This is a genomic window from Yoonia litorea (assembly GCF_900114675.1).
GTDB lineage: Bacteria > Pseudomonadota > Alphaproteobacteria > Rhodobacterales > Rhodobacteraceae > Yoonia > Yoonia litorea.
The window spans coordinates 74,864-88,633 of record NZ_FOZM01000002.1 but is presented as its reverse complement, the minus strand read 5'-3'; the positions used below and the strand labels follow the sequence as shown (position 1 = coordinate 88,633).

Annotated in this window: 13 protein-coding genes; 7 read left to right on the top strand and 6 right to left on the bottom strand. The window is 56.1% G+C overall.

What is annotated here, in order from left to right:
- Positions 1–2: 2 nt before the first annotated feature.
- From BM316_RS10650 to chlG, 6 genes are all read right to left on the bottom strand, one after another.
- Positions 3–1,085: a biopolymer transporter ExbB gene (locus tag BM316_RS10650; protein WP_090208136.1), complete on the bottom strand. Its 1,083-nt coding sequence runs from the start codon at positions 1,083–1,085 to the stop codon at positions 3–5.
- Between the two features lie 155 nt (positions 1,086–1,240).
- The gene (locus BM316_RS10645; RefSeq protein ID WP_090208134.1) at positions 1,241–1,771 is read right to left on the bottom strand and encodes a gamma-glutamylcyclotransferase; all 531 of its coding nucleotides are present in this window, start codon (positions 1,769–1,771) and stop codon (positions 1,241–1,243) included.
- 56 nt (positions 1,772–1,827) lie between these two features.
- Entirely contained in the window at positions 1,828–2,361 is a 534-nt protein-coding gene (gene idi / locus BM316_RS10640; RefSeq protein ID WP_090208131.1) for an isopentenyl-diphosphate Delta-isomerase, read from the bottom strand.
- Positions 2,358–3,539 carry a geranylgeranyl diphosphate reductase gene (locus BM316_RS10635; RefSeq protein WP_090208128.1) on the bottom strand — a complete coding sequence of 394 codons (1,182 nt, stop codon included), beginning with the start codon at positions 3,537–3,539 and terminating at the stop codon, positions 2,358–2,360. Before BM316_RS10635 ends, idi begins: the two co-directional genes overlap by 4 nt.
- 3 nt (positions 3,540–3,542) lie before the next feature.
- A complete protein-coding gene (locus BM316_RS10630) occupies positions 3,543–4,820 on the bottom strand; it encodes a BCD family MFS transporter (protein WP_090208125.1) in 1,278 nt (425 codons plus the stop codon).
- 3 nt (positions 4,821–4,823) lie between these two features.
- The gene (gene chlG / locus BM316_RS10625) at positions 4,824–5,738 is read right to left on the bottom strand and encodes a chlorophyll synthase ChlG (RefSeq protein WP_090208122.1); all 915 of its coding nucleotides are present in this window, start codon (positions 5,736–5,738) and stop codon (positions 4,824–4,826) included.
- A 188-nt stretch (positions 5,739–5,926) separates the two neighbouring features.
- Here chlG and BM316_RS10620 point away from each other — a divergent pair, with 188 nt between their 5' ends.
- From BM316_RS10620 to BM316_RS10590, 7 genes are all read left to right on the top strand, one after another.
- The gene (locus tag BM316_RS10620; protein ID WP_090208119.1) at positions 5,927–6,709 is read left to right on the top strand and encodes a ThuA domain-containing protein; all 783 of its coding nucleotides are present in this window, start codon (positions 5,927–5,929) and stop codon (positions 6,707–6,709) included.
- On the top strand, positions 6,706–7,755 hold the full coding sequence (locus BM316_RS10615; protein ID WP_242649869.1) for a Gfo/Idh/MocA family protein: 1,050 nt from the start codon (positions 6,706–6,708) through the stop codon (positions 7,753–7,755). Before BM316_RS10620 ends, BM316_RS10615 begins: the two co-directional genes overlap by 4 nt.
- A 96-nt stretch (positions 7,756–7,851) precedes the next feature.
- Positions 7,852–8,685 carry an OmpA/MotB family protein gene (locus BM316_RS10610; RefSeq protein WP_090208116.1) on the top strand — a complete coding sequence of 278 codons (834 nt, stop codon included), beginning with the start codon at positions 7,852–7,854 and terminating at the stop codon, positions 8,683–8,685.
- Between the two features lie 89 nt (positions 8,686–8,774).
- Positions 8,775–10,109, top strand: a complete 1,335-nt coding sequence (locus BM316_RS10605; protein ID WP_090208112.1) for a flagellar hook protein FlgE — start codon at positions 8,775–8,777, stop codon at positions 10,107–10,109.
- A gap of 13 nt (positions 10,110–10,122) precedes the next feature.
- Positions 10,123–11,559 carry a flagellar hook-associated protein FlgK gene (gene flgK, locus BM316_RS10600; protein ID WP_090208108.1) on the top strand — a complete coding sequence of 479 codons (1,437 nt, stop codon included), beginning with the start codon at positions 10,123–10,125 and terminating at the stop codon, positions 11,557–11,559.
- A gap of 1 nt (position 11,560) precedes the next feature.
- Positions 11,561–12,562 (top strand): flagellin, encoded by a 1,002-nt coding sequence (locus BM316_RS10595; protein ID WP_090208105.1) that lies wholly within the window; start codon positions 11,561–11,563, stop codon positions 12,560–12,562.
- Positions 12,562–13,665, top strand: coding sequence for a flagellar basal body P-ring protein FlgI (locus tag BM316_RS10590; protein WP_090208102.1), 1,104 nt, complete (start codon positions 12,562–12,564; stop codon positions 13,663–13,665). Before BM316_RS10595 ends, BM316_RS10590 begins: the two co-directional genes overlap by 1 nt.
- Positions 13,666–13,770 lie beyond the last annotated feature (105 nt).

Sequence of the window (13,770 nt, the reverse complement as noted above, 5' to 3'; positions counted from 1 at the left end):
GGTTAGCCCCGGCTCTTGATTGCGTTCGCAAGATTGATGAGGTCGCCGCGCAGGTCAGCGATGCTTTCCTGACGGCCCGCTGACATTTCTTCAAGTATCCGCAACAATTGGACATCAATCGACCGAAGCCGCATCCGGCTTTCAGCGTCGATGCCTTCCATGCCGCTTTCGTCGAGTTTCTTGATCAGGGCTTCCTGCCCGAGTGCGACGCGCTCAAGAAGTGAGGTATTCGAGCTTGCCGTTTCATTTTGTGCAACTTGCTGCATTGCGCTTGCAAGGGCTTCAAAGCGGCGTTCGTTTTGTTCGCGATCAGCATCGGCTTGACCCATCATCATCTGGATCGTGTCCATCAACTCGCCGAGTTGATCGACGAAGGCGCCCATGGCACCCATATCAGCGCCCATACCTTCTTCGCCGTCAATTCCGACACGTGTGATCGTCGAGAGCCATTCTTCGAGTTCACGATAGAAACGGTTCTGGCCGTGACCGGCAAAAAGCTCCAGCAGGCCGACGATCAACGATCCCGCCAGACCCATCAGCGAGCTTGAGAAGGCTGTACCCATACCGCCAAGCTGTGCTTCAAGTCCGGACTGAAGACGTGCGAAGATATCAGCACCAGACTCACCCTCACCGGGGTTCAGCGAACGGATCGTCTCAACCAGCGCAGGGACGGTCGTTGCGAGGCCGTAAAACGTGCCAAGCAGGCCGAGAAAAATCAGGACGTTCCCAATATAGCGCGTGATCTCGCGGTCTTCGTCGATGCGCTGAGCGACAGAGTCGAGGATCGAACGCCCTGAAGAAGACGAAACCTGTGTCCGCGCGCCACGCTGTCGCAGCAAGGTTGCCAGCGGCGCCAAGAGTGATGGTGCGGTGCTGTAGGAATGGCCGCCTGCATCATTTGCAAAACGCTCGATCCAGCGGACCGAGTTCATCAGGACAAAGACCTGATTGAAGCAGGACAAGACGCCCAAGACAAAGACGCCAAGAATAACCCCGTTGAGGTAGGGGTTGGACTGATAGATCGCGATGATCTGCTCTTGTCCGAGGTAGAAACCGGCCGCGACGAGCCCGAATGCTGTCAGCATGAAAAGAAGCTGACGGATCGGTTGCGAAAACTGTGGTTGTGCTTTGGGTTGGCGTTTCTCAGACACCTTGGTGCGCCCCTATCTCGATTGCCTCGTTGCGATGCATAACAGCATATGGGGGGATAGACGCAAAGCCTAACAAAATCGGGGCAGATTTATGTTGCTTGCAAGGCACGAACCCGCTGTTTCAGCCAGCGCAACTCATCGTCCTTGATGTCGAGTTCATCGAGATGGGCGACTGTATTGAACAGATAGTCCGTGTTAGGGCCGCGGCCACCAACCGCGTTCGCAATGATCTGCGCCTGCCGCTCCAGATCGAATTGGCAATACTGAACATGATCGCGGTTGATGATATAGGCGAGCGCATCAATCTTTTCGCCGCCATCGGTGGTCAGTTGCACCGTATCCTCATAATAGGCCGAGGAGATAAGCTCGCGGTCACGCAGCATCTGAAGCACGTGATCTTCTTCTCCGGCGGCCACCTCAAAGGCGACGCCAGTGCATTGCCCTCCGTCCTGCTTGTCGAGTGCCAGAACAAGCCCGGGGTCGTCTTCCGATCCGCGGTGGTGGATCGACAACATGCAAAAGCTGCGATGATAGCCTTGCAAGCGTGCTTTGACCTGTCTGGCAGGCTGAAAGCCCGGATCCCAAAGCAGTGAGCCGTATCCAAATACCCAAAGAGCCATGTCTCAATTCCCTCGCTTTGACGCCTTTAGCATCACGTGCGAAAGAGTGAAATGGCTTAGACGGCGCGCAGGAGGTCCCCGAAGATTGCGCTGCTGTGGTCTTCGAGATAAATCCGCAGCCAAGGGGTGTATTGCGAAGGATGGCGCGCGACGTCGGCACAAAGGTCGTAAAAGTCCATCCAGCGTGTTGCCATGACCTCGTCGCGATTTGGCCTGAAGACCATGTCATTCGGTGCGTCTGCCAAAAAGACTTCGACGACTTCATGCTCGATCAGGCCACCACCGACGTCGGCGCGGTATTCGATCTGTTCACGGTGTGAAGGGTAGAGACCCTTGATGCCTAACTCTTCATCGAGGCGTCTGATGGCGCAATCGCTGGGGTCCTCATCCCATTCGGGATGCGTGCAGCAGGTATTCGCCCAAAGTCCGGGCGTGTGATACTTGCCCATTGCGCGTTGCTGGATCAGAACGCGCCCGCGGTTCATCACGAACACACTTACAGCCTTGTGTTTTAGGCCGCGTACGTGCGCGTCGAGTTTCTCGACAGGCTTGAGATTGCCGTTCACCCAGGCCGGGATCATCGTGGTCATGTGCGTAGCGGTGAAACTATTCTGGTCAGGTGGGCGAGGTTCTTGATGCCAATTTTCAGGTGCGCCAACGGTCGTGCTTTAACAAGCTTTTTGTTCATATACGCCTCGAAGGTCAGCTTTTGCACGTCGACATCATGACACAGAGAAACGAAACGTTCCCTGCGCTCATCGCTGCGGTAATAGGCGTTTTGCATAGCGCCGAGGACGCGGAAGACCTGTTTGTGCTCGCGCATGAAAAGTTTCCTGGCGAGTTGCAGATCCTTGACCTGACCGGAGGCAAGTGTCGCAGCGGCTGCAGTGGCCGCCACGCGACCCCCGACCATCGCATAGTAAATGCCTTCACCCGAGGATGGTGCGACAACGCCGGCTGCATCGCCTGCAAGCACCACATCCTTCCCGTTGTCCCATCTGTCCAAGGGTTTGAGCGGGATCGGTGCGCCTTCCTTGCGGATCGTTTTACAATCGGCAAGTCCGGATGCCGCGCGCAGGTCAGCGGTGGCTTGTTTGACATCAACAGACTTGATCATTGAACCCATGCCCACGCTTGCCTGCGCGCCATGCGGAAAGACCCATCCATAGAAATCCGGTGAAATGCGTCCATCGTAGACAACGTCACATCGCTTGGGGTCGTACGTCAGGGTTGCGCCGGGCGCCTCGATGATTTCGTGGTATGCGATGACATAAGGGATCCGGTCCCCACCTTCGACCTCAGCACGCGCAACATTGGATCGTGCACCGTCAGCGCCGATAATCAACTTGGCCTCCAGCGCGACTTCGTTGCCGCTGATCTTGTCGCGGTAATGGACTTTTGGATTCTCTCCGTCCCGCGTGATCCGCGTGAAGGTGCCGGTGTATCTATGGGCACCGGCATCGCGTGCGCGCTGTCTTAGAAATTCGTCAAAGTGTTCGCGGTCCACCATCCCGACGAAGCCGTTTTCGATGGGGATATCCACCTGCCGTCCGGTTGGAGAGATCATCCGTGCGGTATTCACCCGCGCAACGATCTGTTCGTCCGGAATGAAGAAGTCCTCGATCAGTCGCGGCGGAATCGCCCCGCCACACGGTTTGATCCGACCGTCGCGGTCGATGAATGCTACCGTATGGCCTGAGCGGGCGAGGTCTTCGGCAGCGGTGGCTCCTGACGGGCCAGCACCCACAACGACAACATCATAAAGCATGTATCATTCTCCTGGAACGAGGGTGGAGGTTGGGATCTTGCGATCCATGATTTTGGCGGCCATGGCGGTCGCGGCGAGAAAGATTGCGGCTTCGACCAGAAAGACTGTGCCAAATGCCTGACTGTCCGGCAGTCTTACGCGCAGAACATCGACGCAAGCCGCGCCTAAAAGGCCGCCGAAGCCGGCAGCGATTGCCTGCGCAGCACCCCATAGGCCCATGCGCGTGCCTTCACGACGCTCCACCCCATCGCCAGCAAGCGCCATCATTGATCCAATTGCAGCGACTGCAAACATGCCGTTGAAGAAGCCAAGGATGACGACCGCGGGCAGGAGTGGCGCGGAAGGTCCGACGGGGCCAAGGCCTGCGATCAGGCTGAGGGCGGCGGCAGAACCAAGACACCCAACCATTACCCAGTTACGCAGCGCGCCGATCTTCAGTCCGGTGGCCATGATCCCGACAGTCAACATCCCTAGGAAAACGCCGCCATTCTGTGCCCCTGACAACGATGTTGATTGGCCAGGCGTATAGCCAAAGACCAGTCCTGCATAAGGTTCCAGGATCAGCTCCTGCATGAAATATGCAGTCATGGACAGAAAGACGAAGATCGTGAAATTTCTGGCTTTGCGCTCTGCCCAGACCTCTTTGAGGCCCTCCATGAAAGGGGTGGGGTCGGTTTCACGGACGGCAACCAGTTTTCTCTCGATCCCCAGGACGGCAAGTGCGCTTGTTGCGACGGCAATGACGCAAACGCTCGCGACGATCTTGAGCAGCAAGGCCGGTGTATACGGGTCGATAAGCTGGCCGACGATCCCCGCCGTCATTGCGATGCCGAAAATCATCATCAACCATGTGATTGTTGCGGCCGCTGCCCGTCGATCAGGGTGCGTGGTTGTTGCTAGCAGTGCCAACATTGACGTGCCGGCCGCACCGACGCCAAGTCCGATGAACGTGTAGGCAATCACGGAGATTGTCAGGCCAAATGCAAACGAATGCGGGAATACTAGAAGTGCAAGTGCTGCCGAGAAAGCGCCTGTTCCTAGCGCTATCATTCCCCCGATAATCCAACGGGTGCGGTGCCCACCGGCATCAGAGTAGAAGCCCCAATGCGGTCGCGTCAGTTGGATTCCATAGTGCAATCCCACCAGCAACCCCGGAAGGATTGCCGGAAGTGAAAGCTCCACCACCATGACCCTGTTTAGGGTTGAGGTCGTCAGCACGACAATTGCGCCGAGAGCCATCTGAACAAAGCCCAATCTGACGATCTGGAACCAGCTCAGCATCCGTCAGGCCCCCACCGTCCGCAGTGCATGCGCTGCTATCATCATACCGGAGATGAAAAAGACGATGCCCATCCCCTGATACCAAGGCGTCTTGCCTTCTGGATCGCGCAACAAGACACGCATCGCGCTCAACTGAACGCCGAGCATGAGCAGAACACCAAGCGCGTGAACCGGCTTTGCCCAAAGAAGCAACAGTCCGATGACTGCAATCTGCGGAACAGCCATGACCCAGCAGGCGACCTTCGCTGCGCGCTTGGGTCCAAGCACGACAGGCAAGGATCTCAGGCCCATAGCGCGATCACCTTCAATTGCCTTGAAGTCGTTCAAGGTCATGATGCCATGCGCGCCGAGGCCATAGAGGACGGCAATGACGATGACCTCCGGACGCGGTGCGCCTGCTGCCACAACAGCTGCGCCGGTGATCCAGGGCAGGGTCTCATAGGCCAGGCCACATAAGGCAGGACCCCAAAGGCCGGAGCGTTTGGCGCGTACAGGTTCGGCGGAATAGGCCCAGGCGGCGGCCACTGCGAGAATCGTCGCACCGAAACCCCATGGACCAAGCTGATACCCGATCAACAGACCCAGAGCGGTCATTGCAAGCGCAATATAAAGCCCCCAGCGCCCAGGAATGCGGCCGGATGGAATAGGGCGGTGTGGTTCGTTGATGGCATCGACATGCCTGTCGCACCAATCGTTTGCTGCCTGCGACATCCCACAAACGACCGGGCCGGCAAGGACGATCCCCAAGGTGATCAAAAACCAGTGATCTGACGGGCTAGCCCCGACAGAAACGACACCGCAGAGATAAGCCCACATTGGCGGAAACCAGGTATGAGGCTTGATGAGCGTGAGCATCGCGCGCGGCTCTGGCCAGCGGCGCGGTCCGGACTTGAGGTGTAAATCGGACGTGACACTCATATTGTAAGTCTAGATTTACAAGAATTCCTCGGCAAGTGTAAACTGGGATTGACAGTGTGATATATTGTCCCGATCTCGCGTAGCTCTCACCTCTCAAAAAATTCCCCGCACACGCAGGTATTTGTCTCTTGCTAACGCTAACATACTGACACAACGTCCCGTCAAAGCGCTTTGGAAGGAGAATCGCGATGACAATCAGGGCTGTTGTTTGGGGGGAGAACGTCCACGAGCAAACCAATGAGATCGTGGCTGAGATCTATCCAGATGGCATGCATGAGACAATTGCGGCCGCGTTGCGGCAGGATGGAATCACAGCAACAACGGCGACCCTGCAGGACCCCGAACATGGTTTAACTAATACGCGTCTTGCCGAAACCGATGTTCTCTTATGGTGGGGCCATGCTGCGCATGGTGACGTCTCTGATGAGGTTGTTGAGCGCGTGGCCGACCACGTGAATGCAGGCATGGGTCTGATCCTTTTGCATTCCGCTCACTTTGCAAAGATCTTCAAACGTTTGATGGGCACGCCGTGCAATCTGACCTGGCGCGAGGCCGGGGAGCGTGAACGCATCTGGGTGACGTCTCGAAACCATCCCATCGCCGCAGGTCTTCCAGATCAATTCGCGCTCGAAAACGAAGAGATGTATGGGGAGCCCTTCGGTGTCCCTGAACCATTGGAAACGGTTTTCATTAGCTGGTTCCAGGGCGGCGAGGTCTTCCGCTCTGGCCTGACGTACAAAAGGGGTGCTGGAAATGTGTTCTATTTCAGACCGGGTCACGAAACCTACCCGACCTACCACGATCCCAATATCCAGACAGTCCTGTGCAATGCGGTGCGATGGGCCTTTAACCCCGCGCCGCGCGTGAAGGATGTCAACGATGCGCCAAATGTCCCTGTCGATCAGGCGCTGGAGCCGATCGAGGAACGTGGCCCGCGCCTGCACAAAGACGGCGAGGAGGGTTATCGGTGATCCGACTGCTCATCGTCGGCACAGGCGGGATGGCCCGTGCGCATGCGGAAGCCTACCAAGAAATGGAAGGGGTCACGGTTGTCGGAAGTGTCGACATCAATGCAGAGGCGCTTGCTTCATTCAACAAGGACTTTGGGATCGAAAACGGGTTTTCGAGCGTCGAGGATGCCTTGAAATGGGGAGAGTTTGACGCCGTTTCCAATGTCACGCCCGATGCCATACACCGGCGAACTACTTTACCCTTCTTGAAAGCTGGTAAGCACGTTCTGTGCGAAAAGCCGCTTGCGACGAGCGAAGCTGACGCGAATGAAATGACGACGGCCGCGCAACAGGCTCGTGTCGTCAACATGGTCAATCTGACCTACCGCAATGTCCCCGCTTTGATCCACGCAGCGCAATTGGTCGCCGAAGGACGGATCGGCGACGTTCGGCACTTTGAAGCGTCCTATTTGCAAAGTTGGCTGACACAAGATGCCTGGGGGCATTGGGCTGATGACCCGCAATGGCTGTGGCGTCTGTCCACCGCCCATGGGTCGATGGGGGTGCTCGGTGATGTCGGCGTGCATATCGTTGACTTTGCGACCTTCGTAGCAGGCGCAGCCGTCGATAAACTTTCATGCCGCCTGCAGACCTTTGAGAAAGTGAAGGGCAACGAAATCTGGCCCTACAGACTCGACGCTAACGACAGCATGGCAATGCACCTGCAACTCAGCACAGGTGCAATCGGGGTCATCCACGCAACGCGTTTTGCAAGCGGTCACCTCAACGACCTGCGTTTGCGGATTTATGGCACCAAGGGCGGGCTCGATGTCCGGTTTGAGAAAGGGCAATCCCGTCTCTCCATCTCTGAGGGCGAAGCGCTGAAATCAGGCGAATGGTTTGACCTGACACCGCCCGATGTTCCGACCAACTACCAGCGGTTTGTCCAAGCGATACGTGACGGCACCCAGGTGCTGCCTGATTTCGCCAGAGGCGCAAACCTTCAGCGTGTCCTGGACTTGGCTGTTCTCTCGAACGAGCACGGCGCAGCAGACCAGCAGATCTAAGTCAAAGCACCTCAGTTGACTCAAATGCACCTGTTAAGGTCGCCTTTACGGCCCTGAAACTACCTCGTGCGCCGGTGGTAATGAGAGGTGGTGCGCATGGCGGATGGCAGCAACGGACTGACAATCATCAAGCGAAAGAAAGTGGTCGCCGGGGGTGGCCATCATGGCGGTGCCTGGAAGGTTGCGTATGCGGATTTCGTGACCGCGATGATGGCCTTCTTCATGCTAATGTGGCTGCTGAATGCGACGACCGAACAGCAGCGCAAAGGCATTGCGGACTATTTTTCACCCACAATCCCTATCAACCGTGTATCGGGCGGTGGCGACGGCGCGTTCGGTGGCGACAACATCTTTACAGACGAAACCCTTGCACAAAGCGGGACCGGAATCGCGCAGCCGACGCTTGGATCCGAGCCTATCAGGTCTGATCGCCGGACGGGCGATGATGCCACCGCAGCGCAGGTGGCTGCACTTCGCGACATTGAGGCAGTCCTCTTAGGCCGAGGCGGAGAGAGCATGATTTCCGAGGAGGCACTCCGTCATGTTGTCACCCGGCTCACTGATGAGGGTTTGATCATCGAGCTTTTCGACCTGCCCGACGCCAGTCTTTTCTTTGGCGATACCACGCAGCCGACATCTGTCACCGGCGAAATTGCAGGGGTCATGGCAGAAGTCTTCGGGATCGTGAGCAACGACATACACATCGAAGGCCACCTCAGCGCCAAATCCGTCCTTCACGCGAATTATCCCGTTTGGGAGATATCAACCGGCCGTGCCGAACAGATGCGGCTATTGCTCGAAGGAGCAGGGCTCAACCCACTCAGAATTACGCAAATTGCAGGTGGCGGGGATCGAGAACCGGCGACGCAAAATGCCACTGAGCCCCGCAATAACCGGCTGAAGGTGATCTTGCTGCGGGAAGATGAATGAAGCGGCCCCGCTGGAATTAGCGCTCCGTTAAGGCGCGGTGCCTAAGAAGAGCAAAGGTAGATTCTCCACCATCCAGAAAGGCGCCCTGAATGACGATTTCTTCTTCCTTGAATGCAAGCGTTGCAGGCCTCGCCGCGAATGCATCGCGGTTGGCGACGATCTCTGACAATATTTCGAACTCGTCGACATACGGCTACAAAAGGGCGGTAACTGATTTTCAGTCCATGGTCATCGAAAGCGGTCAAGGCACATACTCAGCGGGTGGTGTGCGCACGACGACCGCGCGCCTGATTGATGAACGTGGCGCGCTCGTGTCCACCTCGAACCCCACCGATCTTGCGGTACGCGGACGCGGGATGCTGCCAGTGACGTCAGAAACGTCGGTGGCTGTCGGGAATGGTGACGACCCGCTCTTCTTGACGACCACCGGATCGTTCAGGCCGGATGATCAAGGCTATCTGCGCACGTCAGGTGGACTGGTGTTGCTCGGGGTTCCCGCGTCGCCTGACGGTACCATTCCGAACTATCCACGCGATTCCATTGACGGGCTTGTTCCGGTACAAATTAACGCCAACCAGTTTGCTGGAGAGGCGACCACACGGGTAGATTTGTCAGTCAACCTGCCTGCCACATCGACCCGGGAGGGGTCAGCAGGAGATACAGAAACGCTCTCCGTCGAATATTTCGATAACCTCGGTGCATCATCAAACCTCAATTTTACATTTACACCGACGGTTCCTGCGAATGGGGCTTCGAATGAATGGACAATGGTGATCCGCGACAGTGAGACAGACACAGACGCGGACGGCCTGCCAGATATTGTTGGCGAATATACACTCACGTTTGATGACACGCGTGGCGGCGGCGGGACATTGGCGAGCGTTGCCTTCGCTGACCCACTCAACCCAGTGGGTGGCTCTTACGACCCAACGACCGGTGCGCTCAACATCAACGTAGATGGTGGTCCGATGGAAATTAATATTGGTGAATTGGGCAGTTCTATCGGACTGACGCAGCTCTCTGACGCGTTTGCACCGGTCTCGATCTCAAAGAACGGAACACCTGTTGGAAGCCTCACCTCGATCGAGGTGGATCAAAACGGCTTCGTAAGGGCGTCTTTTGATATCGGCATCAATCGGGTTCTCTATCAAATTCCACTGGTCGACGTTCCAAACGTGAACGGGTTGGAAACGCTTGATCAGCAAAGCTACCGCGTGACACCCGACAGCGGTTCCTTCTTCTTGTGGGATGCTGGTGACGGGCCAACCGGCGACATCGTCGGTTTCGCGAGAGAGGAATCTGCCACTGATGTTGCTGGCGAACTGACGGAGCTGATCCAGACCCAACGGGCATATTCCTCAAATGCGAAAGTAATCCAGACCGTCGACGAGATGCTTCAGGAAACGACGAATATCAAACGGTAAGCGAGATTAGACGATGAGCATATCGGGCGCACTGAACAATGCACTGACCGGCCTGACCGCCAGCTCGAGGCTGGCGGAGGTCGTCTCTTCCAATATCTCAAATGCGCTCACCGACGGATATGCCCGACGCGTCATCGAACTTTCATCAAAAGAATTGGGTGGCGTCAGCGTCGATGGCATAGATCGGATGATCGATCGTGGCTTGATCGCCGACAGACGTCTTGCAGACGCGCAGTATTCGGGCCAGTCGCTGACTGCGGATATGCTCTCGCGTCTTGAAAGCGGCCTTGGCGCAGCAGATGACCCGAGTAACATCGGTTCGCGCATTGCAGCCGTTGAGGCTGCATTAATCAGGGCAAGCGGGGACCCGTCTTCTGAGTTGAGACTGACCCAAGTCGCCGACGCCTTTGGCGCCATGATCGCCACCTTCGATCAAAACAACGACGACATTCAAAACCTTCGCGAAGAAGCTGACCGCACAATTGACAGACAGATCGCGACACTCAACGACAGGCTGGTACAGATTGCCGCACTGAACGCGGACGTTTTGCGCCTCTCGGCGTCTGGAACGGATATTTCTGGACTGCTCGATGCGCGACAAAGGTTGATCGATACCGTTGCCGAGCTGGTTCCGATCCGCGTCACCGAAAGCGACAATCAAACGGTGCGTTTGATGACAACAAGTGGCCTGACCTTGTTAGATGGTCGGCCGGCAAGTTTTTCGTTCAAGATGACGCCAACAATCACAGCCGATATGTCGCTCTCTTCGGGCGCACTTTCTGGCGTTTTGTGGGACGGCCAGCCTTTGGACAATGATGACGGTATAGGCAGGCTCGACGGTGGATCGATCGGTGCTGCTTTCGCGATGCGCGATGAAATACTTGTCAATGTTCAAGCTAGCCTCGACACGCTCGCAGTCGATATGGTTGCCAGATTCCAGGATCCAGCCAATGATCCGACACTGACAGCCGGCGATCCTGGCCTCGTCACCGTTCAAGGGAACTCACTGAACCCGCTTGATGTTGCAGGGCTAGCGGGTCGGCTGACACTCAACCCGCTATTTGATCCATCAGTCGGTGGTGGTTTTGCGCGCATTCGGGATGGGCTGAACGGCCCGGTGCTCGCACCCAACAGCGACGCGACCCAGATCAATCGATGGATTGTTGCGTTCTCTGAGCTCAGGGAAGATTTGCCTCTGTCAGGCAAACAGTCACTCTCTGCGCGGGCGGCAGATTTCACATCTCGCCTCGGCGCAACGCGCCTCTCGGCTGAAACAGATGCAAGTTTTTCGCAGGCACGTCTGAGTACTTTGACGCAGGCCGAACTTGCGCAGGGCGTCGATACTGATCAGGAGCTGCAAACACTTCTGAAGGTGGAACAATCCTATGGTGCCAACGCGAAGGTTATCGAGACAGTCGACTTCCTAATCAGACGTCTGCTGGAGATTTAGGATGACAATCGGCTACGGTGACGCTGCGCAGTATCTATCGAACTCACAGCAAACGACGCGCATCAAGACAAACCTCAACGAATTGGCTGCCGCACTATCACGCGGCACGGTGGACGACATTACGCGCCATTTGGGCGGTGATACCCGTGCGTTTTCTGGGATCGGCCACGAGATTTCTCAGATTGACGCCTATCTTCAAACAGCAAGTGAAATAGAACTGCGCTTTGCGGCGACACAAACGGCTCTCGAAAGGATCGACGGTCTGAGGGAAGATACCACCGCGCAACTGCTGAAGGTCAGTGATCTCAGCAGCACTCTGGAGGTGGAGCTTGCCGCAAGCAGCAGTGTCGAGGCGTTCACCGAAATGCTGTCGATCCTGAATACCAGACTAATAGACCGAAGCCTTTTTTCGGGCTCGTCGACAGAGGCCTTGCCCTTCCCTGATATCGACGGAATCGTTGCGGATTTAACCGCTCGCATTTCAACTGTCACAACAGCGGATGAAATAAGACAGCAGATTGACGACTGGTTTGCCGATACCACCGGTGGATTTCGTGCAACACACTACGCCGGAAGCCAGGGTATCGAAACGCCGCTGCGTGTGGCAAGTGATATGTCTTTGTCTGCTGCACCCAAGGCCGATCACCCTGCAGTCCTTTCTCTTTTGAAATCGGCAGCAGTTGCCGCGGCCGCCGAACTACATCCTTCAATTGATCTGTTTGTCCGAAAGGGCCTGCTGGAAGAAGGTGGTGTCATGATGACCGCCTCAGGCGATGCGTTCGCAAACCTTCGTGCGAAGCTCGGCCTATCTGAGGAGCGTGTCGCTGGAGCCATTACACAAATGGAAGCTAAAAAAACTGCATTGGCGATACAGAAAAACACGCTCCATCAGGTAGATCCATTCCGTGCTGCAACAGAACTTCAGGCTGTCGAGTTACAACTACAGACGCATTTTGCGTCGATGGCACGGCTGTCGAGTCTCACACTATTAAGGTATCTGTGATGGGTCGTTTTCTGCTGCAATGCGTAGTTCTGCTACTTCTTGCGACGCAATCGGTCGCCAACCCCATCAGAATCAAGGACCTCGTCGAATTTGATGGTGTCAGATCCAACGATCTCGTTGGATATGGACTGGTTGTTGGGCTGAATGGGTCAGGTGATGGCCTCAGGAACAGTCCTTTCACAGAGGACATTCTCGCAAATGTTCTCGAACGTCTTGGAGTAAACGTAACAGGCGAGCAGTTTCGCCCACGCAATGTTGCAGCGGTTATTGTGACCGGAACGCTACCGCCATTCGCACGCGCTGGCAGCACAATTGATGTCACGGTTTCTGCGATAGGCGATGCAAGTAGCCTTTTGGGCGGCACCCTCATCATGACACCACTAAATGCTGCAGACGGCGAAATCTATGCCGTTGCGCAAGGTTCTATCCTGGCTGGGGGTGTTTCAGCAGAGGGTGATGCCGCGCGCATTGTTCAAGGTGTGCCGACAGCGGGTGTCGTTCCTTCTGGCGCCAAAGTTGAACGCGAAGTTGCGTTCGAATTTAATACACTACATACGGTGCGTTTGGCGCTTCGTGTGCCAGATTTCACGACGGCCAGTCGCATTGAGCGGGCAATTAACAACGATTTTGACCGCATCGTGGCCAGAATGCGCGATGCCGGAACGGTCGAGATCAATATTCTGGCAACCCATTTACCTTCGCCGGCGCACGCGCTCGTTAGAATTGAAAACATTCTCGTCGAACCTGAACGGCGTGCGCGGGTTGTTGTTGATCAACGTTCAGGCACGATCGTTCTGGGTGAAGACGTCAGGATCAGTCGCGTGGCTGTCAGCCAAGGCAATCTAACGCTCCGTATTGAGGAGACTCCCTCGGTTATTCAGCCGAACCCATTTGCGCCAGGGCAAACAGTTGTCATTCCGCGCACGGATGCCGACATCATTGAGGGCAATGAAGTTGGCCTCGTCGAGCTCTCAGCAGGCGTGTCATTGAGTGAAGTCGTGGCGGGTTTGAATGCGCTTGGTGTGTCGCCAAGAGACCTAATCGATATTCTCAAAACAATTAAGGCGAGCGGAGCTCTACACGCAGAGTTTATCGTGCAATGAAACTTGTCCCGGTTTTGTACAATAGCGCCAGATCTTGAGTGCCTTTCGTGCGGAGTGGCTCGATGGGCTTAATCTATCAAAGATTGAAGCCAATTTCCCGGATGG